Origin of the sequence: Ruegeria atlantica (assembly GCF_013032505.1) — a bacterium.
Taxonomy (GTDB): domain Bacteria; phylum Pseudomonadota; class Alphaproteobacteria; order Rhodobacterales; family Rhodobacteraceae; genus Ruegeria; species Ruegeria atlantica_F.
The window spans coordinates 189,767-214,625 of sequence record NZ_WQCG01000004.1; the positions used below are offsets into that span (position 1 = coordinate 189,767).

The following is a 24,859-nucleotide window of genomic DNA, read 5'->3' on the forward strand; positions in this document are numbered from 1 at the left end:
GCCGATTCACATCAGCGGGAGTCCGCCGTGATTCACTTTTGTTGACTGACCAGTCAATAAAATATAGACGCGAAGGAAAGGACTTCTGAGAAGGAAATCGGCATGAAATTCCAGCCTAAGGCGAGCCATTTTATCAACGGCGCATATGTCGAAGATACCGGCGGAACCCCGATAGACGTGATCTACCCGGCCACCGGTGAAGTCATCGCTCGGCTGCATTCCGCAACGCCTGACATCGTAGATCAGGCTCTAACAAGTGCAAAAAGTGCCCAGGCCGAATGGGCCGCAATGTCGGGGACTGAGCGTGGTCGCATCCTGCGCCGCGCATCAGATATCATGCGAGACCGCAACCACGAGCTTTCGGTCCTTGAAACTCATGATACAGGTAAACCCTTGCAGGAAACGCTTGTTGCAGATGCGACATCGGGGGCGGATGCGCTGGAATATTTCGGTGGGTTGGCCGCGTCATTGACGGGCGAGCACATCCCGCTTGGTGGTGGTGACTTTGTTTACACTATTCGCGAGGCGCTGGGTGTTTGTGTTGGTATCGGCGCATGGAATTACCCAACTCAGATCGCCTGCTGGAAAGGGGCCCCCGCACTGGCCTGCGGCAATACGATGGTCTTCAAGCCCTCGGAATCCACGCCTTTGTCGGCGCTGAAAGTGGCCGAGATCCTGATCGAGGCTGGCGCGCCCAAAGGGATCTACAACGTTATTCAGGGTTATGGCGATGTTGGCGCATCGCTTGTGACTGATCCGCGTGTGGCCAAAGTCTCGCTCACTGGCTCAGTCCCGACCGGGCGCAAGGTCTATGCCGCTGCCGCCGATGGCATGAAGCATGTCACGATGGAATTGGGCGGCAAGTCCCCGATGATCGTGTTCGACGACGCGGACATTGAAAACGCCGTGTCCGGCGCGATTCTTGGGAACTTCTATTCTTCAGGTCAGGTCTGTTCGAACGGCACACGTGTCTTTGTGCAGAAAGGCATCAAAGAGGCCTTCCTGAACCGCCTTTCAGAACGTCTGGCCACCGCGAAAATTGGCGATCCGCTGGATGAGGATGTGAATTTTGGCCCTATGGTCAGCGAAAACCAGATGAATATCGCACTAAGCTACGTTGAAAAGGGCATGGCGGAGGGCGCACGTCTAGTATTCGGCGGCAAGCGGATCGAAGGCGACGGTTTCTACATGCAGCCCACCGTATTTGCGGATGTAACCGACGATATGGCCATCGCGCGCGAGGAAATCTTTGGCCCGGTGATGTCCGTGCTGGACTTTGACACCGAAGAAGAGGTTATTGCCCGCGCCAACGGCACCGAGTTTGGATTGGCCGCCGGTGTCTTCACCAACGACTTGACGCGTGCGCATCGCATCGTCGCCGGGTTCGAGGCCGGAACCTGCTATATCAACACCTATAACCTGGCTCCGGTCGAGGCCCCTTTTGGTGGATCTAAAATGTCAGGTGTCGGGCGCGAAAACTCGAAACTGGCGATCAATCACTTCAGTGAAATGAAGACAGTCTACGTTTCGATGAACGACGTCGAAGCGCCTTACTGATCAAAACCGGCCATTCAAACTCTGTTCCCGACATTTCGCGTCGGGAACAGAGCATAAGCCACATACGACATGTGGCTGACTTCTGCCATGGGTGCTGTTTTCGGCACCATCGGCGGGAGGTCAATTTCATGAAAACGCACGCGCAGGCCGTAGTCATCGGCGGAGGATTGGCAGGCTGTTCGATCCTGTACCATCTGGCCAAGCTCGGCTGGCGGGACGTTGTCCTGCTAGAGAGGGATGAGCTGACCAGTGGATCAACTTGGCACGCGGCGGCCAATATCCACGGGCTGCACGACAACAACAACATCACCCGCATCCAGCATTACACGATGAACCTGTATAAAGAGCTGGAGCAGGAAACAGGCCAAAGTTGCGGTGTTTTTCAACCCGGCTCGCTTTACCTGGCCCAGACCGAAGACCGCGAACATCAGCTGCGTCTGCAGGAAGCCAAGGCTCGATTTTATGGGCTGAATTTTTACGAGGTCAGCTGCGAACAGGCCAAGGAGTTGCACCCGCTGGCGCAGTTCGACGATATCCGCTGTATCATGTATGAACCCGACGGCGGCAACGTAGACCCGTCGGGCGTGCCACACGCCTATGCGGCCGGTGCCCGGGCGATGGGTGCGACGATTGAGCGGTTTTGCCCAGTATTAGGCACTGATCAGCAGGCCGACGGGTCTTGGATAGTGCGCACCGAAAAGGGTGACATTCATACGCAATGGGTGGTGAATGCTGCGGGTCTCTGGGGGCGCGAAGTAGCGGCCTTGGCAGGTCTGACCTTGCCGTTGCAGCCGACCGAGCATCAGTATTTCGTGACCGAATCCATCGATGAAGTCGCCAACCTCGGCCGCCGCTTGCCCTCGATCGCCGATCGGGATGGCGAGTACTATTTCCGTCAGGAAGGCAACGGGCTGCTGATCGGAGCTTATGAGAAAGACATGAAGTTCTGGGCCGAAGAGGGCACCCCGCTGGATTTTGCCCACGAGCTGTTTCCCGATGATCTGGACCGGATTATGGAGAACGTGATCCGCGCAACCGAACGTGTGCCCGCGGCGGCGACGGCTGGTGTGAAACGGGTGATCAACGGGCCGATGATCTGGTCTCCGGACAGTTCCGCCCTGTGGGGTCCGGTTCCCGAGTTGAAGAACTATTTCCTCTGCGGCGGCCTGATCCCGGGCTTCTCGCAGTCGGGTGGATTGGGTCTGCTGGCGGCGCAATGGATGATCGAGGGTGAGCCGCAATACGACATGTTCGCCTGGGATCTTGCCCGGTTTGGCGACTGGGCGGACAAGAAGTTCACCAAGGCGCGGGTCGAGGACCAGTATACCCACCGTTTCGCCATCCATTTCCCAAACGAGGAACGCAGCGCAGGCCGCCCGGCCCGCGTTCGCCCGACTTATGAGATGCAAAAGGACATGGGCTGTGTCTTTGGCCTGAACTGTGGCTGGGAACACCCACTTTGGTTTGCAGATCAGCCCGACACGAAAGAGACGATCGGCTTTACCCGCCAAAACTGGTGGGAACCAGTTGGCCGTGAAGTGCAGATGCTGCGCGAAAAGGTTGGCGTGATCGACATCTCGAACTTTGCCAATTACGTCATAAAAGGTTCTGCAGCCTATGACTGGTTGGATCGTCTGGTTGCCAACCGGGTGCCGACCGAAATTGGGCGGTCTTGTCTGACGCCGCTGATCTCAGTCCGCGGCGGGGTCGCCGGGGATTTCACCATCACCAAAGTCGCCGAAGATGAATACATGATGATCGGATCGGGAATGGCCGAGCGCTATCATCAGCGGTTCTTCAATATGATCGACCTGCCCCAAGGCACCACGTTTGAGGTGGCAACAGACAGGATAGCGGGCTTCAACGTTGCGGGACCAAAATCGCGCGATCTTCTGCAGCGGTTGACAAATGTTGACCTGTCGAACGAGGCGTTCCGCTTCATGCGGTCGCAAACCATCGAAGTGGCGGGTGTCGGCTGTCTTGCCATCCGCGTTAGCTTTACCGGGGACCTGGGTTGGGAACTTCATTGCGCCGAACAGGATCAGATCAGGCTCTATACAGGGCTTTTGGATGCCGCCAACGAGTTGGGTGGAGGTCCGGTTGGCGGCCGTGCGCTTGCTTCGCTACGCATCGAAAAAGGATACGGGTCCTGGGGTCGTGAGTATTCTCAGGAGTACTGGCCACAAGAGGTTGGGCTTTCGGGCCTGATCAAGCTGGACAAAGATTTTCTGCATAAGGACGCTTATCTGAAAGTCAAAGATTTAGCCGCGCGTGAGGTTCTGTCGATCTTTGAGGTCGAAGTCTCAGATGCTGACGCGACAGGTGGCGAACCCATTTTTACCCCAGATGGCGCTCCTGTCGGACGTGTGACGTCTGGCGCCTATGGCTATTCGGTCGGCAAGTCCCTGGCAATCGGCTATGCAAATCCGGCAGTTGCGCAGCCGGGAGATACAGTAGAAATTTTCATCCTTGGCAGGCCGCACAAAGCCAAAATTCTGGCCGAGCCACCCTTTGACCCATCAGGGCAGCGGCTGCGCGATGTCCAACTCAAGGTGATGGAGCCGGCCAAATGACGGGCACGCTTGATCAGGTCACGGATTTTGCGCTGAACCTTTCGGCGCAGGAGATGCCTGACAGTGCAAAAGAAGCTGCCGCCCTGATGATGCTGGATACTATGGGAATCCTGATTGCGTCCGGCCCGATGGAGGCTGGCGTGATCGCCCGCGATACGGCTGCATTGCTCTATGCCAGCACCGATGCGGCCTTCAGTGTCCCGATGATGTTTGACGGCCGCACTGTCAGCATGGCAGGCGCAGCATATGCTGCGGCCACACAAACCGACAACTTGGATGGGCATGACGGCTACAACCCAACCAAGGGACATATCGGTGTTGTTGTTTTGCCCGCGTTGGTTTCACTCGGTGCACATTGCCCCGACTTGTCCGGCCCAGATGCCCTGGCTGCAGTCATCACGGCATATGAAATTGCGGGACGTGCCGGTTTGTCACTGCACGCGTCGGTCAGCGATTATCACACTTCGGGTGCCTGGAATGCCCTTGGTGTGGTTGCCATGGCCTCGCGCATGCGTGGTCACTCGCCCAATCAGTTTCGACAGGCACTGGGAGTAGCAGAGTATCACGGACCCCGAAGCCAAATGATGCGTGAGATTGCGAATCCGACGATGCTGCACGACGGATCGGGCTGGGGCGCAATGGTCGGCATATCCTCGGCGATCCTGGCCGAGCGGGGTTTCACCGGTGCCCCAGCAATCACGATTGAGGATGCCAGTGTCGCACCGTTCTGGGCTGATCTGGGTCAGTTCTGGCAGGTCGAACATCAGTACGTGAAACCCTATCCGATATGTCGCTGGGCACATGCGGCTATTGACGGTGTTCGGGCATTGATGATGGAAAACGATCTGACTCATGACCATATCCAATCCGTTCATATCAAGAGTTTTCACGAAGCGGTCTGCCTGTATGGCGGGATGCCTGATACCACGTCTCAGGCCCAGTATTCGTTGGCCTTTGCTGTGGCCGTTCAGGCGATCCATGGACGGATCGGCGTTGAACATATCTCGGGCGCGGGCCTGTCTGACCCGAACGTGGCAGAGTTGGTGCCACGTATTCATGTTCGGGAAGATCGGCGTCACAGCGCGCGGTTCCCACAGGGGCGCTGTGCCGATGTCACCTTGAAATCGACGGACGGGCGGGTGTTCGAATCTGGTGACATTCATGCGCGCGGAGGGCCGGAGGCGCCGCTCAGCAGGGACGAAGTGATCGCCAAGTACACCGAATTTGCCACGCCCGTCATCGGTTCGGATCGCGCGGGCGCGATCTGCGGGGCCATATTGGGTTTGGTGGAGCCCGCTTCCAGACTGTCAGACCTGATGCCTTTGGTTTTTGATCCGTGAACGTTGATGGATCCCGGGTGAATGACAAACCAAGGAAACCAAGCACCGCGGACATAATTGGTTAATGGCCCACTCCTGAAAGCAAATCCAAAATGAGCTGGCGCATATTGGCGCTGTCATCCAATAAGCCTTTCGCATCAGCCAATGGCTTGTCCGGTACTCGGACTGGCGGCACAGACAAAAGCTGGGTTGTTTGCTGAACCGCAAGGAACTTGGTGTCGCGGTCGGGCACGACCGTTTTCGCGTGATCGGCCAACCAAAAGTACCTATCAGCTTTTTCATCCTCGCCCAAAGCAAGCAAAGCTTCACCGGCTGCTACGTAGTCACCAGTCATCTGCAACGCCTGGCCCCGCAAAAGCCGGGCTGCATCCGATGGATCGTCGGCCAGCTCTAACATTGCTTGATGTGGTCGGCGTTGCAGTAGTGCGGCGTTCGCCCGTATTCGCGCCCTTTCAGCACCCCGCGCTCTATCTTGCGGCCGATTGGCCAACTCCAGCGCCGCGTCAGCAAAGCCAAGAGTGACCAATCGTTCGGCCACCGCCAAGCTCGTGTTTGTAAAAAGCGCATGTTTCTGCTCGGGTGTCAGGGTCACCACCCGCCTTAGGAATGTCACGTCGTCGGCGCGTTCGGTCAGGATCTGAGCGACGCGGTTTAGTGTTTCGGTGGCTTGGACATTTGCATTCTGAGCGCTCAGCAGATCCATCGCTTTGTCGAATTCATGACCTAAACTCAAAGCGACAATCTGTGTTTGTAACATGCGTGGCCCGATTTCAGATCGGCGAAACTCCACGACGTAGGATGCAGCAAGATCCAGCTCTTGTGGTGATACGGCCCCGCGTTCCGACCATCGTTTGTCGACCAATCTTGCAAGCGCCAATGGTGCCTCCAACTCTGCGCCCGGGGCGGCGATGACTTCGTTCAACAGGGCTTCTGATTTGTAACTGTCGCCTTCTGCAGCCGCCACCTTGGCCTTGGCCTGGGATGTATCAGCGCTGTTCTCACTCTCCACCCGGTCGACCGCGCGCAACACGCGCCTCGCCGGTTCCAGTTTTCCGGCGTCCGTCAAAATTTCTGCCAATGTCGGCCCGAGGTGACGACGCAAATGGTCTGGTAAACGCACAAATGACCGTTCGATCGATTGCAACTGGGCCTCTTCCTGCAACTCACCTTCGATCAAAAGCGCCCAGAGCGCCGCATCGGTTTCGCATCGCTGAAGACCGGTAAAAGGATTCGGCTGCGATGGCTGAGCGCCATCCAGATACCGGGCTATGGCAGCGACTTGATCCGCGTCCGGCGAAGGATGTGCAAACAATTCCAGTGCCTGCAGGGCCTCTGCACCGAACCCGGATTGGGTATATAGCTTTGCCAGTTTCAGCGCCGTTTCTTCATCGACCTGATCGAATTCCTCAAACAAGGCCGCTCGCAGCAAAGCCACCTGTTCCGGAAAAGGGGCCGCCCCAGACCAACCGTCGAACCCAAGCTCTTCGCTTGTGATACAGGGTGGGCGATGTTCAAGTTGCGGCAAGGACGGCCCTAAAAGTTCGTTTAGCCCGTCCAGAACAGATGTTACATGAACATTTGCATTAATGTCTGTGGGGATCGATAGACCCCCCCTGGGGACCGACACCCGAGGCCCGACTGGCGCAAGCCTTAAATCCACAACTTCCCGGTCAGAGCCGCGCAGCAGCAGAGTTGAAAGCTGTTTTTCAAAGCGCTCTGCGTTGAGGTCAAGTAATGGTAAATCCAGGTTCTGCAGATTTTGCGCAATCGACGGATTTCTTTTTTTCAGTGTCGTGGGCAAAACCGGCGGTGTTACGTTGGCGTTGATGGGGGCAAATGCCGAGTCGGGTGCAATATCCACTACGATCATTGTGCCCTTATACAAAAAGGCCGAAGCGGCACAGTCGCAACCAAATTGCATATCAAGCGCTCCGCCCGGCTCTGACTGAGAGATAGCGGCCAAGCGGTTTTGAGTAAGGCGCCGGAACACAGTCGTTGTGTCGAAGTTCACCTTTTCCAGTTCGACATTCAGACGCGCACCATTTTTCTTTTGCGTCAGCTCCCACTTAGTGCCCGGCGGAATCTGTGCGACTAGCCGCGTATACCCATCATGCTCGCCCGTACGAACCTGCACATCCTGTGCCTGAACTTGCGCTGCCGCTGTGGCTAAAACGAAAGAAAGGGCAACTTTCCGGATCATGCCGCTGCCTGTTTGAGTTCTTTCAGCGCATCTTCCAGTTCCGAGAACCCCGGTCGGTTATGCGTTGGCGTGTTCTGGCGACCGACTTCGATGCACATAGCCGCATTGTGGTTGTGCAGGTTGGCGACCAAAACCTCTTTGATCAGTTGATAGAAATGGTTGTCTTCTTCGACCACCGCTTTCAGTTTGCCGGCGAACGGCCCAACCAGGCCATAGGCCAGAAACACACCCAGAAACGTCCCGACCAATGCACCGCCGATCAGTTTGCCCAGCACTTCAGGAGGTTGGTCGATGGATCCCATCGTCTTGATAACGCCCAAAACAGCAGCCACGATTCCAAGCGCAGGTAAGCCATCGGCGACAGTTTGCAGCGCGTGGCTGGAATGCATGGCGTGGTGAAAGTTCGCGTCCATTCGTTTTTCAAGAACCTCCTCGACCTGATGAGGATCGTCGTAGTTCATCGACGCGGATCGCATCGTGTCGCAGATCAGATCGACCGCTTCCTTGTCCGCCCGAATCTTTGGATAGGCCGAGAACAGGGTCGAGTTTTCGGGGTCTTCGATATGCTGTTCCACTTCGACAGGGTTGGCTTTCGCGATCCGGATCAGAGAAAACAAAAGGCACAACAGGTCGCGATAGTCTTCCGGTTTCCACTTGGGACCTTTGAACACTTTGCCCATGTCCTTGATCGTATGTTTGACGGCACTCATGTCGTTGCTGATCATAAACGCGCCAACGGCGGCGCCCCCGATCATCATCATCTCGAACGGGAGCGATTTCAAAATGATCGTCATCTTGCCGCCAGCGGCTAGATAACCGCCGAACACCATGGCGAAAATGACGACGATTCCAATGATTCCGATCATGTCCGGTCTCCTGCAATGTCACGTGCGGGGGTGAAATACATGGCTGTCATTCCTGTGGGGCGGCAGCATTGCGACCAGCCATTATCACGCTGATCGTGTATGCTGCTTCGGGGCTGAGACCGGCCAGAATACCAGCAGCAGAATCAGGCGGCATTCGCGACAAAAAACCCGCCGCAAAACCGGGATCCATGGTTTCAAATAGGGCGGTCGCGTCCTTGGGCTTCATGCTTTGGTACACATCTGTCAGGCGCGTAAGATCGGTCTCGGCGGCCTTTTCGGCGAAGGCTAGCGTTTGTCGCAGCGACTCTTCAGCCTCCTGTAATGCAGCCAATCTGGTCTCAATCGCCTGATCCGCGATATCCAGCGCCTTTTCCTTGTCTGCTAAAGCAGCCTCTCTTTTTTTGAGCGCGTCTTCACGGCGAAGCAATTCAGTCAACAACTCTCGCGCACCGGGCTGGTTGGTTTGGCTAGTTCCTGTGGGCATTGGGGAGGAGTCGGATCCCTTGGCCAGCGCGGGTCCGGCCTCGAACCCTATTCTGATCGCGGCGGAACTAATCATAAGCATCGCAATCACCGCGAGAACGCCGCCTTTGGGACGATTATCTGCTCGTTTTCGCCTCATGTTTTTGCCTCGCTGCGGCTGTGGCGCAGGAACATCAACCCACCTGAGCGTTTGACCTGCGGTTCGTCAGGAGCGGCATCTTCGTTTTCGGATTTTTTGTTGGTTTCGGCCTGCTCCTCGGAAACCTTCGGCTCAGGCTCAGGCTCAGGCTCAGGCTCAGGCTCAGGCTCAAGCGTGGAGGTCTTGTCCGCCGCTACCTCATTGGGCACGACGTCATGCATCGAGGCCATCATCAGTTCAAGCCGCTGTGCCACTGTTTCGGCGCGCTCGGTCAATTCCTTCAAAACGACGCCGGACTGATCCGAGGCGTCCCGCGCGGCCTCTAGTGACTTTTTCAACTCGTCTGCTTGCGAAGACAGCATGGCCACCGCGCCACCGACGCCTTTTTCAAGGTCGGTAAAACGTTTCAACCGCCGGGACAGAACGAAACAATAAAGACCTGCACCCAAGGCGCCTGCGACCAGCAAAGTATCTGCAATCAACTCCATCCTCGCCTCCTAGTTCAGTACGAATTCTATGACGAGAACATCGCGAACGCGGCCTTCGCCGACGACTATTTCGATACGCCGCAACAGGTGTCCGCGGATGCGTATAAGTGCGAGGGAATCTTCAAGATCCGATACCTCGACCGCGCGCAGATATCCGTTCAGAACATCCATGATCCGGGGTTTCATCTTTTCCACATCCGCCATGTACGGCGCGTTCACCTCAAGCTGGGCATGAAACTTCAGGTGCCGCGAATCGGAGGTGTTTACCGAAACGACGACCGGCGCGAGGTCAACGAAACCGACCTTGGGCAAGGCCTTGGCGGGCTTGTTCTCTTCGGCTTCTTCGGCTTTTTCCGCCGCAGGTTCCCCGCCAATAGGCAATAGTCCCGATGTTGTCAGGACATAGCCGCCCACAGCGCCGACCACCGCCAGAATCGCGCCAATAATCATTCCCTTTTTCCCAGACTTTTCCGGGACTTCGGCCTGTTCTGCAGTCGCGTCGGTCATGACGTCCTCATTTCTTCAATCTGCAGTCGTCATAACCCGACAGGGACTAACCGATTGTTAAGGGCAATCGTCCAAACAAGGGATGCGTCGCACAGAATGTCGGCGAGTCGGAGGTGATCGTGCAGCAGATCGGAACTGTCTGGACAAGTTTGGACAGGCGTAAACAAATCATCGTCGCTGGTGCAGCCGTACTGGTATTTTTGGGCATCCTTGCGATGTCGCGCCTGGTGACGACGCCGTCGATGACCTTGCTTTATGCTGGGCTGGAAAGCGGCGCTGCGGGGGATATCGTTCGCTCGCTGGATCAGCGCGGTGTGCAGTATGAGATTCGCGGCGGCTCGATCTATGTGCCGGGGTCACAACGGGATGAGTTGCGCTTGACGCTAGCCAGCGAGGGCCTGCCTGCAACCGGAAATCGCGGGTATGAGTTACTGGATTCGCTCAGCGGGTTTGGCACAACTTCGCAGATGTTCGACGCCGCCTATTGGCGCGCTAAAGAAGGAGAGCTGGCCAGAACCATCGTCGGCAGCCCCTATATCAGTCAGGCGCGTGTGCATATTGCCAACGGATCATCCAATCCGTTTCAGCGCAGTATTGCGCCGACAGCGTCGGTTTACCTGGTCGCGTCGGGTACGGACATCACGTCCGATCAGGCAAAGGCGATTCGGTTTCTGGTATCGTCTGCAGTCAGCGGATTGGCTCCGGAAAATGTTGCGGTCATCGATTCGAATGGCGCAGTCATCGGCGCGCAGGACAGCCCGGTGGCTGCGGATACAGCGGACGACAAGTCGCACCAACTGCGTGAGCGGGTTCTGCGTCTGGTCGAGGCTCGTGTCGGCGCGGGGAATGCTGTGGTCGAGGTGAGTGTGGATACAGTCACCAAGACGGAGTCAATCCGCGAACGGCGTTTTGATCCCAATGGCCGCGTGGCCATCAGCACCGATGTCGAAGAGCGTTCGGATAGCGCTCGCAACCAGTCCGGAGATGTGACGGTTGCATCGAACCTGCCGGACGGTGATGGCGCAGGCGGGGACGAATCCAATTCGAACGCGACCCAGACGCGAGAGAGGGTCAACTACGAGGTTTCCGAGACAGAGCTTGAGGTACACAATGGTCCCGGTGCGATCAAACGGCTGACAGTTGCGGTTTTGGTAAACGGTACGCAAACCAAGGACGCAGACGGAATTGAAACGTTCACGCCGATGCCGCAGACCGAACTGGATGCGTTGCAAGAGCTGGTGGCATCGGCGGTAGGCTACGATGCCGAACGTGGAGATGTGATTACATTGAAATCGTTGGATCTTCCGGTGGTGGAGCCGCAGGGCAGTCTTGCAACCGCCTCGCTGTGGCAGAAAGTTCATATTGACGCGATGTCGCTGATTCAAATGGCGGTGCTGGCGCTGGTTTTGCTGGTGCTTGGCGTGTTTGTCATCCGCCCCATTTTGACGCAGCCGGCAACCGCACCTGCGCTGTTGCCTTCGGATGCGGATCAGGATCCTGGCTCTTACCTGAACGGCGAAATTTCGACTGAAGAGGATGGACTGTTCACCACGTTGCCGGGGCAAGTGCCCACCAGGAACGTTCCGGCGCTGGCAACGGCTGACGGGGCGGATCCGGTGGATCGGCTCAGAGCGATGATAGGCGACAAGCAGGAAGAGACCGTCGAAATCCTGCGTAGTTGGCTGGAAGAAGGTGAGGAACGTGTGTGATGTCGATAGCCCATCTTCTTGAAGACTTCACATTACAGGCAAGTGGCGGGCAGTTGCACGTCCTGGATGAGGGCGCGTTGGAAGAGCAGAGACTGGCCTCGTTCGAGCAAGGCTATAGCGCGGGTTGGGAAGACGCGATCCACGCGCAAGAGCAAAGCCGGGGGCAGGTCTCGGCCGAATTGGCCAAATCGTTGGAAGACATGTCCTTTACTTATCATGAGGCCATCACCCGGATGGCCTTGTCGCTGGAGCCGATGTTTCAGAGCCTAACAAAGGTGGTATTGCCTGAAATGCTGGACCGCGGCTTTGCTTTTAGTCTTATTGAACAGCTTGTCGATATGGCGCGTGCGCAGATCGGGCAACCCATGCAGATATTCGTGCCCGTTGGCAGTGCGCCCGAGGTGGAGGGCCTGATCCCCGCCGAACTGTCCTCGCCAGCGGAGGTGATCGAAGACCCGTCGCTGGAGGCGGGTAAAGCCCGGCTCAAGGTCGGGATATCCCAACGTGAAGTGGATTGCAGCGGATTGCTTGCTGCGGTCGATCAAGCCTTTCAGGCGTATTTGTTTCAGGCAAAAGAGGCAGTGACCAATGAGTGATCCGCAAACTCCGAATTCCGAAAAGCCCAATCCATTCGAAGCCATTCCAATTGAAGTCATCGTGTCGGTTGGCCGGGCGCGTCCTCTGATCCGAGACCTTTTGAGCATGGGGGAAAACGCTGTGTTGATGCTGGACAAACGTATTGAGGATCCGGTTGACTTGTATGTCGGTGACCAGCTTGTTGCGCGCGGATTGCTGGAAGAAGTGGACGGAGAGCAAGCGGGTCAGTTGGCCGTGCGACTGACTGAAATCGCGGACCTTCAAAACGGGATCGGCTGATGCGCCGTATTATGATGCTGGCGGTTGCGCTTGCAGTGCTGACCCCGTCTGTAACCACGGCGCAGGACTTATCTGTTTCGTTGGGCGAGGGCGGTTCGATATCTGCACGCACGATTCAGTTGATCCTTTTGATCACAGTGCTTAGCCTGGCTCCGGGACTGGCGATCATGATCACATGTTTTCCGTTCCTGATCACCGTTTTGGCGATCTTGCGTCAGGGTATCGGGTTGCAGCAATCTCCTCCCAATATGCTGATCGTCAGTTTGGCGCTGTTTTTGACCTATTTCATCATGGAACCGGTCTTTTCCGAGGCCTGGACAACAGGAATCCAGCCGTTGGTCGACGAAACGATGGAAGTTGAGCCTGCATTAGAGCGTGCCTTGCAGCCATTCCGCAATTTCATGGCTGCACGGCTGGATCCCGATACATTTCAAGCGATGGCCGCCTTGCGCCCCGACGGTGACCCCACAATCTTGTCGCCCGAAGCGCCGCTGTCCATCCTGATGCCGTCCTTCATGTTGTCTGAAATCGCGCGCGCTTTTCAGATCGGGTTTCTGGTCTTTCTACCGTTTCTGATCATCGACCTTGTGGTTGCGGCGGTGCTGATGTCGATGGGGATGATGATGGTACCACCCGCCACGGTTTCGTTGCCATTCAAGTTGGCGTTCTTTGTCATCGCCGACGGATGGTCGCTTATCGCAGGCGCGCTGGTGCGCAGCTATGTGACCTAGCATTCTCAATGCCGGGCGATTTGCAAACAGGCGCGCAGGCCGCAGTCTCCAGCCTCAAATCGCATTTCTCCACCGTGTTGCTCGGCCACAGTTGCAGCGATCGTCAGGCCCAGACCGTAGCCATCGGATGACCCGGTGTTAGAGCCGCGCCGAAATGGGGCCATCAGGTTTTCGATGTCCGAGACAGACAGATCGGTGCCTTTGTCTTCTACCGTGATCGTTGCGGTGGTTGCATCGGTTTCCAGTTGCACTTCGGCATGCCGACCATATTTCAACGCATTGTCGATCAGATTGGTCAGCGCGCGCTTGAGCGATATGGGGCGCGCCATGACCAGAACGCGACGTGTTTCGGTCAGCTGTCCGTGACCGCGCCGGGACATGAAAACCGAGGTGGCGCCTTCGACTGAAACCGGCTCGGTCTTTTTCAGCGTCACCGGCAGGTCCATGTCTTGATAGTCGGCGACCAGAGATTCGACCAGCGATGTCAGGGAGATCTGGCGTGGTTCTTCAACATCCAGTTCGGACCGTGTGTAGGTCAGGACGCTTTCGATCATGCCAGTCATCTGATCGACATCCGCCTCGAGTTTCTCACGCAGTTCGTCGTCGGGGATCAGGGCTGCACGCAGTCGCACGCGGGTGGCAGGTGTGCCGAGATCGTGGCTGACGCCGGACAGGACCGTCGCCCGTTTTTCAAGCTGAGCGCGCTCGGCCTCGAGGTTGGCGTTCACCGCCGAAACGATGTCGCGCAGCTCATCCGGGCCATCCACTTCATAGCTTTCCGGCCCGCCAAGGCGCTGTCGTTCGCGCAGCGCGCGGGCAAACCGGGTGAAAGTTTCCGAAACATTGCTGACCGAAGACAGGATGACCGCCAGGGCGACGATCCCTATAAGAACCGCAGGCAGGCGCAGGTCAACGGGTGCAGCCTGACAGCCCCAAATCTTGGTTCCGTCGACCTGGTGCCAGGCCTCGCGTCCGAATTTCGCGATCAGGATTGGTTCACTGCAGTATGTCGCCAGCAACCGGGTCAGGTTCCCCATTTTCTCGGGTCCGGTCTGATCATTGCCCGACACAATATCCGAAACCGGGTACACCAGCCGATCAGACAGAATCGCCACGGTTAACTCACGCCCGCTCAGCGGTGAGGAACTATCGGTAAGGATCGAAAGGTTGGTGACGAAGCGGCGGTCTGAAAACCCAGGCAACCGCTGGAACTCACCATTTTCGGCAAGGGCTGTGTCTTGGGGCGGCAATCGAGTGATCGATAGTCCTTCGGACGGGGCCATGCCGGTCCGAAGTTCTTCGTAGACCGTGAAACCGGCGACAAAGGACTGCAGCAGATAGTCGTTCCAGGCGCGGGCCGATGCGAACCACATCCCGGCCGAGACAAGCCCGGCCGCAAAGGCCGAGAGGGTCCACAGCCATCCCAAATTGCGCAGGCGCAGCGTCATTCTTCGACCGAAATGTCGGCGGCAAAGATATAGCCGACCCCGCGTTCTGTGCGCAGCATTTGTGGATCTTTCGGGTTGGCCTCGATCTTCGAGCGCAAACGGCCGACCAGCATGTCGATGGCGCGCCCCTGGGCTTCGGGCTTGTCGCTGTCGCCCGTGACATCCAGCGCCGCGACGATTTCATCGCGGGTCAGTGGTATGTGCGGATTGGCCAGCAGGACCTTGAGCAGGGCGGTTTCCCGTTGCGATAGCGCGACGAGATAGCCTTCGGGCGAATGCAAGTCGTCGCGCTTGCCGTCAAAGACCCAACCGTTGAACCGAAAAGTACGCGTACGACGGCGATAGGCCAACGAAGACGACCGTCTTGCGCGCTGCATTACTGCCCGGACACGGGCTAGCATCAGTTGGGGGTTGAATGGTTTGGCGATGTAGTCGTCTGCCCCGACCTCGTACCCCGCCATGCGCTGATGGTCGGCGGACAAGGCCGAGACCAGAATGATCGGCACGTCCTGTTCGCGTCGCAACCGTGCACAGATGTCGATGCCGTTTTCATCCCCCAACATGACGTCCAGCAGGATCAAGTCGATCCGACCATTGGACAGGTGCGCGCGGATTTCCCGCTCAGCGCTGGCAGGCAGGGCGATGAACCCGTTCTTTTGCAGTAATTGGGTCATCATCGACCGCATATCAGGGTCGTCATCCACCACCAGCAGCCGCGGAATGCTCACTCTGTCTGTCCTCCCAATCTTCTTGTTCTGTTTCCGTCCATTGTAACGAACGGAAACAGATTCAATGTCAACGTAACACGCTGTAACAGAAGTGGTGAAAATTTGGGCGGTGTCCGCGTCTTAACGTGATTTCCAAGTTGTCAGGAGGGCAACTGATCTCAGTAATAGCGCCATCGCTGCCTCGGCAGTCACTGAGTTCTCAGGGAGGAGACAAGAAATGAATCGTTTTGCATTTGCCACCGTTTCGACCTTGGCCGTTGCGGCCGCGTCGGGTGCTGTGGCTGAACCGCAGGCTGAAGTTCTGCACTGGTGGACCTCGGGCGGTGAAGCCAAATCGGTTGCCGTTCTGCAGGAAGAGTTCGCCTCGAATGGCGGCACCTGGACCGATATGCCTGTTGCTGGCGGTGGCGGTGACGCTGCAATGACTGCGCTGCGTGCCCGCGTTCTGGCTGGCAATGCTCCGACCGCCGTTCAGCTGAAGGGCCCCGCCATTCAGGAATGGTATGAAGAAGGCGTTCTGGCCGATATCTCGGCCGTTGCTGAGGCCGAAGGCTGGGGCGAAGTGCTGCCCGCATCGATCGCTGGTCACATGAAGTGCGAAGGCACCTGGTGTGCAGCACCGGTAAACGTGCACCGCGTAGACTGGATCTGGGCCAACGCCGACGTTCTGGCGGCCAATGGCATCGAAATGCCGACCACCTGGGACGAATTCAACGCCGCCGCTGAAAAGCTGCAGGCCGCTGGCGTGATCCCGTTGGCCCATGGTGGTCAGGCGTGGCAGGACGCGACTGTATTCGAAACCGTAGTTCTGGGCATTGGTGGCCCTGAGTTCTTCCAGAAAGCGCTGGTTGATCTGGACCCCGAGGCACTGACTTCGGACACGATGGTCCAAGTATTTGATCAGATGCGCACCCTGCGTGGTTATGTGGACGAAAACTTCTCGGGTCGTGACTGGAACCTGGCAACAGCTATGGTCATGAACGGCGAAGCGGCCTTCCAGATCATGGGTGACTGGGCCAAGGGCGAATTCCTGGCGGCTGGCAAGAAGCCGGGCGAGGATTTCTTGTGCGCCTCGACCCCCGGTGACGGCTACCTGTACAACGTCGACAGCTTTGCCATGTTCGACGTGGACGGTGACGACAAGAAAGCCGGTCAGGACCTGCTGGCCAAGCTGATCGTGGCACCGAACTTCCAGAAAGTGTTCAACCTGAACAAAGGCTCGATCCCTGCGCGCACCGACGTGGCACTGGATGACTTCGACATCTGCGCCAACCTGTCGGCCGAAGATATGGGCTCGACCTCGGACGCAGGTTCGCTGCTGCCGTCCTATGCCCACGGCATGGCGCTGCGCGGGTCGCAGTCCGGTGCGATCACCGACGTTGTGACCGCGCACTTCAACTCGGATATGTCCTCGGCTGATGCTGTTCAGCAACTGGCGGACGCAGTGGCCAACAGCTACTGATCCAATACGCTCTGCCCCCTATACTGAGGGGCAGAGCATCTTTCCCCGGAGGCTAAAATGTCCGAATGGCTGGAAAATCACCTGCCCAAGGTGGTGCTGGCACCGTCGTTCATCGCCGTATTGATCTTTGTCTACGGCTTTATCGGATGGACTGCATGGGTGTCGCTGACACGATCGAAACTACTGCCGAAATACGAGATCAAAGGCTTCATTCAGTATGAACGCCTGTTTGATTCTCCCCGCTGGGACACGGCAATCAATAACCTGTATATTTTCGGCGCGCTTTTCATCGTGATCGCGATGGTGCTAGGCCTGTTGCTTGCTATCCTGCTGGATCAGAAAATCCGCGTCGAAGGTGCGATCCGCACGATTTACCTATATCCGATGGCGCTGTCGATGATCGTGACCGGCACAGCATGGAAGTGGATTTTAAACCCGGGTCTGGGCATTGAATCCATGGTGCAGGGCTGGGGCTTTCCGAATTTCGAGTTCGACTGGCTGGTGAACCCTGACTACGCGATCTACACGATCGTAATCGCTGCGATCTGGCAGAGTTCGGGCTTTGTCATGGCGTTGTTTCTGGCAGGTCTGCGTTCGGTGGATGGCGAAATCATCAAGGCCGCGCAGGTCGATGGTATCCCCACTTGGCGCATCTATACGGCGATCATCATCCCGTCGATGGCTCCGATCTTCCTATCGGCCTTCATCGTGCTGGCGCACCTTGCGATCAAAAGCTTTGACCTAGTCATCGCCCTGACAGGCGGTGGTCCGGGTTACGCAACCGATTTGCCCGCCACATACATGTACGCCATGGCGTTCTCGCGCGGCGATATTGGTCAGGCGGCCTCGTCCGCGATGATCATGATGCTTGTCGTGTTTGCGATCGTGGTTCCCTACCTTTACTCAGAGCTGAGGGCGAAAAATGACTGATCTGTCGATGCCCCAAACCCAAACCCGCACGCAAAGTGCCACTGGCAAGATTGCCTTGCGCTGGTTGCTATATGTCCTGCTTGGCCTGTTTGCGCTGTATTACCTGATGCCGCTGTTCGTGATGTTGACCACATCGCTGAAAAGCCTTGAGGAAATTCGCACCGGATCGTTGATCTCACTGCCACGCGAAGTCAGTTTCGATGCTTGGAAAACGGCATGGTCTGGCGCCTGTACCGGTATCCAGTGTGAAGGCCTGCGGCCCTATTTCTGGAACTCGGTCCTGATTGCGGTTCCTGCGGTTGCCATCTCGACCCTGCTGGGTGCGTTGAACGGCTATGTCGTGGCGCAATGGCGGTTCAAAGGGGCCAACATCATCTTCTCGCTGATGCTGTTTGGCTGCTTCATCCCGTTTCAGGTTGTTCTGCTGCCGATGGCGCGTCTGCTGGGCATGATGGGGATCGCCGGGACCATTCCGGGTCTGATCTTTGTCCACGTAATCTACGGACTGGGTTTCACCACGCTGTTTTTCCGCAACTACTATGTCACCATTCCGGCCGAGCTGACCAAGGCCGCGCGGGTTGATGGCGCGGGCTTCATGCGGATTTTCTGGTCGATTTTCCTGCCGCTGTCGCTGCCCATCATCGTGGTGACCGTGATCTGGCAGTTCACGCAGATCTGGAACGACTTCCTGTTCGGCGTGTCATTCAGCCAGGCAGGCACTCAGCCCGTGACCGTTGCGCTCAACAACATCGTAAACTCCACCACCGGCGTCAAAGAGTACAACGTCGACATGGCCGCCGCGATCATCGCGGGGCTGCCGACGCTGCTTGTCTATGTCGTTGCCGGTAAATATTTCATCCGCGGCCTGACCGCTGGTTCAGTGAAGGGATAACCCATGGCTCCCATCCTCGATATTAACAAACTCTATAAGAATTACGGTGCGACCGAAATTCTGAAAGACATCAACATCTCGATCGAACCGGGCGATTTCCTGGTGCTGGTCGGCCCTTCGGGTTGCGGTAAATCCACCCTGCTGAATTGTATTGCAGGGCTGGAGGAAATCACCGACGGGACACTGGCGATTGGCGGCAAGGACATGACACATGTCAGCCCCAAGGACCGCGACATCGCAATGGTGTTCCAGTCATATGCTTTGTATCCAACGATGAGCGTGGCCAAGAACATCACTTTCGGCATGAAGGTCCGCGGGGTCGATCAGGCGACGCAGGATGCCAAGCTCAAGGACGTTGCCTCGTTGCTGCAAATTGAGCCGCTGTTGAACCGTCGCCCCAGCCAGCTGTCCGGTGGTCAGCGTCAGAGGGTGGCGATGGGTCGTGCGCTGGTGCGTGACCCGAAACTGTTCCTGTTTGATGAGCCATTGTCGAACCTCGACGCCAAGCTGCGGGTTGAGATGCGAACTGAGATCAAGAAGCTGCACCAGACGCTGGATGCATCCATTGTGTATGTCACCCATGACCAGATCGAGGCGATGACACTGGCCACAAAGATCGTGGTCCTGAAAGGCGGTATCGTTCAGCAAATCGGTAGCCCGGCCGAAATTTACAACAACCCGGCCAATCTGTTTGTCGCTGATTTCATGGGCTCGCCCGCGATGAACCTGATCCCGGCGCAGGTCTCTAAAAACGGGTCGGGTACACAAATCGCCATCTCGCGCGAAACAGGTGAGACGCTGGTTCTGAACGAGGCGCGCGATCTGTCGCTACCCGAGGACGTGATTCTGGGCCTGCGCCCCGAGGACATCGCCGAGGCAGGATTCCGCGCTGGTGACGGCGTACAGGAAGCCGCGTGCATGGTCGATATGGTCGAACCGGCAGGGGCCGATACCTATGTGGTCTCGGAACTGGGCGGCAAGCAGGTCACTGCGCGTTTGCACGCGGAAACCAGTGCCCAGGCAGGCAAAATGCTGAACCTGGCCTTTGACATGAGCAAGGTGTCCTACTTCGCCAAAGAGACCGGAGAGCGACTGAATTGAGCTAAAAAACGCCGCGCGAACCCTATCGCGCGGCGTTTTTCTAATTCTTAACCGGGTCGACTAACCTTGGTTTAGCCCATGTCCTTGATCAGACGGTTCAGGTCGCCGCCACGAGCGTCCAGCATTGCGCCAATTTCGGTCCGTTCGGTCAGCAGCATATTCACGCCTTCGATGAACATATTGAAGAACTTGTCGCGCCCCGATTTGTCAGACACCAGGAATGTCACCTCGAAGGGGGACGAGCCTTGCAGCTTGACCGAGGTCCGTACTTCATAGCCAGCCTTGATCTTGCGGGCGTTCCGGACAGTGACCTGCCCACCAATGAATTCGCGGAAACGTCGGCCATATTTGTTCGAGATATAGCCCTGAAACGCTCTGGTGAACTTTTTTAACTGTGATGGGCTGGCTGAACGGGCGTCTGCCCCCAGCACATAACGTGCCATGATCGGCACATCGGCATATTGCACAAAGATCTTTTCGAAATCCCGGATCATCGCCTTTTCGGATTTGCCCGAAGCAATAACACGGTTGATATCATCCACGACACTGACGACCAGAGCCTTGGCGCTGGCTTCCGTCTGGGCAAAGGCGGAAATGGGCAGGGCGGCAAGTGCCAGACCTGTTAGGCCGGTGGCGACAAAACCGCGGCGGTTCATAGAGTTACTCGGCATAGGGGTCCTCATAGGGGTCCTCGTATGGGTCTAGGTAGGGATCTCTGACTGGGTCGGTTCCATTGTCTGCATAAGGGTCGTCGTAAAGACCCAGATAGGCTTCCTCATCGTCTCTCGCCAGTTCGAAGCGGCGATTTTGTAGGTAAATGGTCCGCGCCTGCGCGTAACTGTCGGCGCTTTCATACAGGATTGAGTCGACCGTGTCCGAGAAACGGCCCCGATCACCCATCCGGCGCACGACCTCGGCATAAACGCCAATATTGTCGACGGGACGGACCGGAGAAAAGTTTATCGGATTCGAGAACAGGTTGACGATAACGCCAATCGAATCCCGCTGCGTTGAAGGGCCGTAGAGGGGTAGTTCAACATAGGCGCCTTCTCCAAAACCCCATACGTGCAGTGTTTCACCAAAGTCGGTATCCACAGGCGGAAGGTTCAGCTCGTCGGCGGGGGCTGATAACCCCAGCCCACCAACGGTCGAATTGATCACAAACCGCAACAGTGCGTTGCCGGATTGCTTGACATTGCCTTGCAGCAGGTAGTCAACTGCCTGGCCGGGCATCGTCAGGTTTTCAGCGAAATGGTTGAAGCTTGTCACCATCGGGTCAGGCACGATCTTCACGTACCCTTTCGAGGCCGGACGAAACAGAAACCGGTCGACGCCAAGATTGAACTTGTGGATGCCCCGGTTGTTGTTTTCATACGGATCAAATACCTCGCCCTGCGGCGCGCCTTCGGGAGGGCGCGTTGCGCAGGCGCTGAGAACTGCCATTACGGACAGAATGATCAGGGGTTTCAGGCTGATTCTGCTCAACACGGTCGTCGCCACTCCAAAAAGTCGGGACAATCCGTACCCGAACAATCAATCAATACTATCTTTGGCCGTTGTGCCCGGCCTATCCAAATTCACATAAGCGTTTCGCCACCAATATGAAACAGATAGCGTTTAACCCGCCGAAGCGGTCAACGTAAAGTGACACACGTTCAACAGTTCGGAATAAGAAAAGTTACGCCCACATACGGTTGAGGTCACATCGCCGTTTTCGCACTTTTCGATCCTCGCCTTCCCGGTTAGCTTCGCCCCGACTCAGAACTGGGAGGAGACCTCATGAGCATCGCGGCGAAACTGGAAAGCCTGGGCGTCAACCTGCCGGACGCGCCTGCGCCGGCTGCCAACTATGTGCCCTTCGTGCGCGTGGGCAATATCGTCTATGTCTCGGGACAGATCTCGAAGGATGACGACCTGATTACCGGCAAGCTGGGTGCCGACATGGAGGTCGAGGCTGGCGCTGCTGCTGCAAAGGTGTGTGCGATCAACCTTTTGGCACAGGTCAAAGCAGCTTGCGGAGGCGACATCGAAAAGCTGGTGCGCGTGATCAAGCTGACCGGATTCGTGAATTCGACCGCCGACTTCACTGCCCAGCCGCAGGTGATCAACGGCGCGTCGGACTTTCTGGTCGAGGCGCTGGGCGATGCGGGTCGCCATTCGCGTTCCGCTGTCAGCGCGGCAGCGCTGCCTTTGGGTGTGGCGGTTGAGATCGAAGGTATTTTCGAAGTTCAATGACGCCCAAACTACCTGACGTATTTCTTCAAGTCCCGTTGGCGCACCGGGCGCTGCATGACAAAGAAGACCACCGCCCGGAAAACAGCCGGGCGGCCATTCGGGCTGCTGTCGACGCCGGTTATGGGATCGAGATTGATCTGCAACGAACCTCGGATAACCGGGCTATGGTGTTTCATGACTATGACATGACCCGCCTGACCGGGCAGCCCGGACCGATCCAGCAGATCACTTCGGCGCAGGCGTCAGGCACCACTCTGCTGCACGCAGATGATGGCATCCCGACGTTGGATGAGGTTCTGCAGATCGTGGCGGGCAAGGTCCCGCTGCTGATCGAGTTCAAGGATCAGGACGGCGCGATGGGCACATCCGTAGGCCCAATGGAACAAGACGCAGTGCGCGCCTTACAGGGCTATACGGGTCCGGTGGCGGTTATGTCGTTTAATCCTAATTCGGTTGCGGAACTGGCGCGGTTGGCACCGCACCTGCCGCGCGGCATCGTGACAGGTTCCTACCAGCCAAAGGTAGAACTTTTACCCCAGAGCGTCTGTGACCATCTGCGCGACATTCCCGATTTCGACCGAGTCGGTGCCAGCTTCATCAGTCACGAGGTCGAAGACCTTGAACGCCCTCGCGTAGCCGACCTGAAGGCGCGCGGCGTACCGATCTTGTGTTGGACTGTGCGATCGCCTGAACAAGAGGCAAAAGCCCGCGCAATTGCCGACAATGTGACCTTCGAAGGCTACCAGGCCGCTCATCCGGGTTGAACCGACCCTGCGACGTCACAGATAAAGGTCTGACGCGGAGGACAAATGGATCAGGCGCAGATTGAGGTTCGGGTACTAAGCTCATTGTCGCAGATATCTGCGGCGGATTGGGATAGCTGCGCCTGCCCCGAGGTCGTAGACGGCGGGCGACCGTTTGATCCGTTCACTACGCATCGGTTCCTTCTTGCATTGGAACACAGTGGCTCGGTCGGACGCGGCACCGGATGGCAGCCGCAATACCTGACGGCTTATCTCGACGGCATGCTGGTCGCGGCGGCTCCGATGTATGCAAAATCCCACAGTCAGGGTGAATACATATTCGACCACAATTGGGCCCATGCTTATGAGAACGCCGGTGGGCGTTACTATCCCAAGCTTCAGATCGCAGTTCCGTTCACCCCGGCCACCGGGCGCAGGTTTCTGGTTCGTCCCGGGTATGAGGCAATGGGCATGTCGGCCCTGGTGCAGGGGGCGGTGCAACTAGCCGCGGACAATCAGGTGTCTTCGATTCACGCGACCTTCTGCACCGAGGATGAGGCGCTGGCAGGCCAGCAGATGGGCCTGATGCTGCGCCATTCTCAGCAGTTTCACTGGCTGAATGATGATTATGCTGATTTTGGCGGGTTTCTTGCGGCTTTATCTTCGCGCAAGCGCAAAAACATCCGGAAAGAACGTGCGCAGGCCAACGATTTTGGCGGCGAGGTTCGCACACTGTCAGGGGATGATCTGCGCCGCGAACACTGGGACGCTTTCTGGCAATTCTATCAGGACACCGGATCGCGGAAATGGGGTGTGCCTTACCTGACCCGCCAGTTCTTTGATATTGCACATGAAACCATGGCGGGTGACATGGCCTTGATTCTGGCAGAGAGGGACGGGCACGCAATTGCCGGTGCGCTTAATTTCATAGGCCGCGAGACGCTCTTTGGTCGCTATTGGGGCTGCACCGAGCATCACGCCTGCCTGCATTTTGAATTGTGCTATTATAGGGCGATCGACTTTGCCATCGCGGAAGGTCTGGCACGGGTCGAAGCAGGCGCGCAGGGTGAACACAAGCTGGCGCGAGGTTATCTGCCCACGTACACGCATAGCTTGCATTGGGTCAATGACCCGGGCTTTGCCGATGCGATAAAGAAATATCTGGACGCCGAGGCCCACGCAGTGGGAGAAGAGATCGAGATTCTGACGGATTACGGTCCGTTCAGAAAATCGAATCCGGAGGAACAGCAATGACGGAACTATTGTCGACCGAAACTCGCGGCCCTCTTCTTGATCCGCTGTTCGACAACGGCTGGACCATGGTCACGGACCGGGACGCGATCACCAAGACCTTCATTTTCGAGGATTTTGTCCACGCCTTTGGCTGGATGACCCAGGTGGCGATCTTTGCCGAGAAATGGAACCATCACCCAGAATGGTCAAACGTGTACCGCACGGTCGAGGTGGTCCTGTCCACACATGATGTTGGTGGGTTATCGTCGCTGGACGCCAAGTTGGCGCGAAAAATGGACAGCCTCGTCTAACGGTCTCCTCTGGAGCCCATACCGCCGGCCAGAGAAGCGATTTCACCAAGACGTCGGAAATCGGCGGGTGTGACCGTGCCGTTACTAACGTCGATGTCTCGTGGAATTCCGGTTGTCCGATTCCCAACCGATCGAACGCTTCGCGCCGCTGGATTGATGTCCAAACAACGCGTATCATAGCACGTCAGGCCCGCAGTATTGATCTGGATCCGGGCTTGACCGTCCGGTCCGGTCACCACAGGGGCTTGCTGCGTATCACAGGCGGCAAGAAACCCCAGAATGCCGAGGGCTATCCACTTTTTCATAC

25 protein-coding genes are annotated in these 24,859 nt (G+C 57.1%); 15 read left to right on the plus strand and 10 right to left on the minus strand.

Translation table 11 applies throughout. The features are described 5' to 3' along the window. Positions 1-102: 102 nt before the first annotated feature. The 3 genes from betB to GOW92_RS16495 all read left to right on the plus strand — a co-directional run bounded on the left by betB (position 103) and on the right by GOW92_RS16495 (position 5,470). On the plus strand, positions 103-1,557 hold the full coding sequence (betB, locus tag GOW92_RS16485) for a betaine-aldehyde dehydrogenase (protein ID WP_170561959.1): 1,455 nt from the start codon (positions 103-105) through the stop codon (positions 1,555-1,557). Positions 1,558-1,685: 128 nt separating this feature from the next. Then, on the plus strand, positions 1,686-4,130 hold the full coding sequence (locus GOW92_RS16490; protein ID WP_170561962.1) for a GcvT family protein: 2,445 nt from the start codon (positions 1,686-1,688) through the stop codon (positions 4,128-4,130). After that, positions 4,127-5,470 carry an MmgE/PrpD family protein gene (locus GOW92_RS16495; protein ID WP_170561965.1) on the plus strand — a complete coding sequence of 448 codons (1,344 nt, stop codon included), beginning with the start codon at positions 4,127-4,129 and terminating at the stop codon, positions 5,468-5,470. Before GOW92_RS16490 ends, GOW92_RS16495 begins: the two co-directional genes overlap by 4 nt. Positions 5,471-5,531: 61 nt before the next feature. On the opposite strand, the gene GOW92_RS16500 is transcribed toward GOW92_RS16495, so the two are convergent. The 5 genes from GOW92_RS16500 to GOW92_RS16520 are packed head-to-tail and all read right to left on the minus strand — an operon-like array spanning position 5,532 to position 10,153. Beyond that, positions 5,532-7,670, minus strand: a complete 2,139-nt coding sequence (locus tag GOW92_RS16500; protein WP_170561968.1) for a hypothetical protein — start codon at positions 7,668-7,670, stop codon at positions 5,532-5,534. Further along, entirely contained in the window at positions 7,667-8,536 is an 870-nt protein-coding gene (gene motA, locus GOW92_RS16505) for a flagellar motor stator protein MotA (protein ID WP_170561971.1), read from the minus strand. The genes GOW92_RS16500 and motA overlap by 4 nt, the downstream gene beginning before the upstream one ends. Before the next feature lie 46 nt (positions 8,537-8,582). Next, positions 8,583-9,158: a MotE family protein gene (locus GOW92_RS16510; RefSeq protein WP_170561974.1), complete on the minus strand. Its 576-nt coding sequence runs from the start codon at positions 9,156-9,158 to the stop codon at positions 8,583-8,585. After that, positions 9,155-9,646, minus strand: a complete 492-nt coding sequence (locus GOW92_RS16515; RefSeq protein ID WP_170561976.1) for a hypothetical protein — start codon at positions 9,644-9,646, stop codon at positions 9,155-9,157. The genes GOW92_RS16510 and GOW92_RS16515 overlap by 4 nt, the downstream gene beginning before the upstream one ends. Positions 9,647-9,655: 9 nt before the next feature. Further along, positions 9,656-10,153, minus strand: a complete 498-nt coding sequence (locus GOW92_RS16520; protein WP_170561979.1) for a flagellar basal body-associated FliL family protein — start codon at positions 10,151-10,153, stop codon at positions 9,656-9,658. Positions 10,154-10,272: 119 nt separating this feature from the next. Between GOW92_RS16520 and fliF the strand changes: the two genes are divergently transcribed. The 4 genes from fliF to fliP are packed head-to-tail and all read left to right on the plus strand — an operon-like array spanning position 10,273 to position 13,469. Continuing rightward, positions 10,273-11,862 carry a flagellar basal-body MS-ring/collar protein FliF gene (fliF, locus tag GOW92_RS16525; RefSeq protein WP_170561982.1) on the plus strand — a complete coding sequence of 530 codons (1,590 nt, stop codon included), beginning with the start codon at positions 10,273-10,275 and terminating at the stop codon, positions 11,860-11,862. Next, positions 11,862-12,458, plus strand: coding sequence for an ABC transporter ATP-binding protein (locus tag GOW92_RS16530; protein WP_170561985.1), 597 nt, complete (start codon positions 11,862-11,864; stop codon positions 12,456-12,458). The genes fliF and GOW92_RS16530 overlap by 1 nt, the downstream gene beginning before the upstream one ends. After that, positions 12,451-12,738, plus strand: coding sequence for a FliM/FliN family flagellar motor switch protein (locus GOW92_RS16535; RefSeq protein ID WP_170561988.1), 288 nt, complete (start codon positions 12,451-12,453; stop codon positions 12,736-12,738). The genes GOW92_RS16530 and GOW92_RS16535 overlap by 8 nt, the downstream gene beginning before the upstream one ends. Next, positions 12,738-13,469 (plus strand): flagellar type III secretion system pore protein FliP, encoded by a 732-nt coding sequence (fliP, locus tag GOW92_RS16540; RefSeq protein ID WP_170561999.1) that lies wholly within the window; start codon positions 12,738-12,740, stop codon positions 13,467-13,469. Before GOW92_RS16535 ends, fliP begins: the two co-directional genes overlap by 1 nt. 5 nt (positions 13,470-13,474) lie before the next feature. On the opposite strand, the gene GOW92_RS16545 is transcribed toward fliP, so the two are convergent. After that, positions 13,475-14,917 carry a sensor histidine kinase gene (locus GOW92_RS16545; protein ID WP_170562002.1) on the minus strand — a complete coding sequence of 481 codons (1,443 nt, stop codon included), beginning with the start codon at positions 14,915-14,917 and terminating at the stop codon, positions 13,475-13,477. Next, positions 14,914-15,645: a response regulator transcription factor gene (locus tag GOW92_RS16550; RefSeq protein ID WP_170562005.1), complete on the minus strand. Its 732-nt coding sequence runs from the start codon at positions 15,643-15,645 to the stop codon at positions 14,914-14,916. The genes GOW92_RS16545 and GOW92_RS16550 overlap by 4 nt, the downstream gene beginning before the upstream one ends. Positions 15,646-15,862: 217 nt before the next feature. Between GOW92_RS16550 and GOW92_RS16555 the strand changes: the two genes are divergently transcribed. From GOW92_RS16555 to GOW92_RS16570, 4 genes are read left to right on the plus strand one after another with little or no spacing between them, the layout of a single operon-like run. Beyond that, a complete protein-coding gene (locus tag GOW92_RS16555) occupies positions 15,863-17,107 on the plus strand; it encodes an ABC transporter substrate-binding protein (protein WP_170562008.1) in 1,245 nt (414 codons plus the stop codon). Positions 17,108-17,164: 57 nt separating this feature from the next. Further along, complete coding sequence (locus GOW92_RS16560) at positions 17,165-18,037, plus strand: carbohydrate ABC transporter permease (protein ID WP_039543053.1); 873 nt, start codon at positions 17,165-17,167, stop codon at positions 18,035-18,037. Then, on the plus strand, positions 18,030-18,929 hold the full coding sequence (locus tag GOW92_RS16565; RefSeq protein ID WP_170562010.1) for a carbohydrate ABC transporter permease: 900 nt from the start codon (positions 18,030-18,032) through the stop codon (positions 18,927-18,929). Before GOW92_RS16560 ends, GOW92_RS16565 begins: the two co-directional genes overlap by 8 nt. A gap of 3 nt (positions 18,930-18,932) precedes the next feature. Continuing rightward, positions 18,933-20,030 (plus strand): ABC transporter ATP-binding protein, encoded by a 1,098-nt coding sequence (locus GOW92_RS16570; RefSeq protein WP_170562012.1) that lies wholly within the window; start codon positions 18,933-18,935, stop codon positions 20,028-20,030. Positions 20,031-20,101: 71 nt separating this feature from the next. Here the strand turns inward: GOW92_RS16570 and GOW92_RS16575 are convergent, their stop codons facing one another. Then, positions 20,102-20,701, minus strand: a complete 600-nt coding sequence (locus GOW92_RS16575) for an MlaC/ttg2D family ABC transporter substrate-binding protein (protein WP_170562015.1) — start codon at positions 20,699-20,701, stop codon at positions 20,102-20,104. Continuing rightward, positions 20,691-21,473 carry an MlaA family lipoprotein gene (locus GOW92_RS16580; RefSeq protein ID WP_170562380.1) on the minus strand — a complete coding sequence of 261 codons (783 nt, stop codon included), beginning with the start codon at positions 21,471-21,473 and terminating at the stop codon, positions 20,691-20,693. Before GOW92_RS16580 ends, GOW92_RS16575 begins: the two co-directional genes overlap by 11 nt. 336 nt (positions 21,474-21,809) lie before the next feature. Here GOW92_RS16580 and GOW92_RS16585 point away from each other — a divergent pair, with 336 nt between their 5' ends. Genes GOW92_RS16585 through GOW92_RS16600 form a run of 4 tightly spaced genes read left to right on the plus strand, consistent with a single transcriptional unit; the run spans position 21,810 to position 24,552 of the window. Continuing rightward, positions 21,810-22,265 (plus strand): RidA family protein, encoded by a 456-nt coding sequence (locus GOW92_RS16585; protein ID WP_170562018.1) that lies wholly within the window; start codon positions 21,810-21,812, stop codon positions 22,263-22,265. Next, positions 22,262-23,029, plus strand: coding sequence for a glycerophosphodiester phosphodiesterase family protein (locus GOW92_RS16590; protein ID WP_170562021.1), 768 nt, complete (start codon positions 22,262-22,264; stop codon positions 23,027-23,029). The genes GOW92_RS16585 and GOW92_RS16590 overlap by 4 nt, the downstream gene beginning before the upstream one ends. 45 nt (positions 23,030-23,074) lie before the next feature. Beyond that, a complete protein-coding gene (locus GOW92_RS16595; protein ID WP_170562023.1) occupies positions 23,075-24,262 on the plus strand; it encodes a GNAT family N-acetyltransferase in 1,188 nt (395 codons plus the stop codon). Further along, positions 24,259-24,552, plus strand: coding sequence for a 4a-hydroxytetrahydrobiopterin dehydratase (locus GOW92_RS16600; protein ID WP_170411625.1), 294 nt, complete (start codon positions 24,259-24,261; stop codon positions 24,550-24,552). The genes GOW92_RS16595 and GOW92_RS16600 overlap by 4 nt, the downstream gene beginning before the upstream one ends. Here the strand turns inward: GOW92_RS16600 and GOW92_RS16605 are convergent. Continuing rightward, on the minus strand, positions 24,549-24,857 hold the full coding sequence (locus GOW92_RS16605) for a hypothetical protein (RefSeq protein ID WP_170562026.1): 309 nt from the start codon (positions 24,855-24,857) through the stop codon (positions 24,549-24,551). The two genes, GOW92_RS16600 and GOW92_RS16605, sit on opposite strands and share 4 nt — an antisense overlap. Positions 24,858-24,859 lie beyond the last annotated feature (2 nt).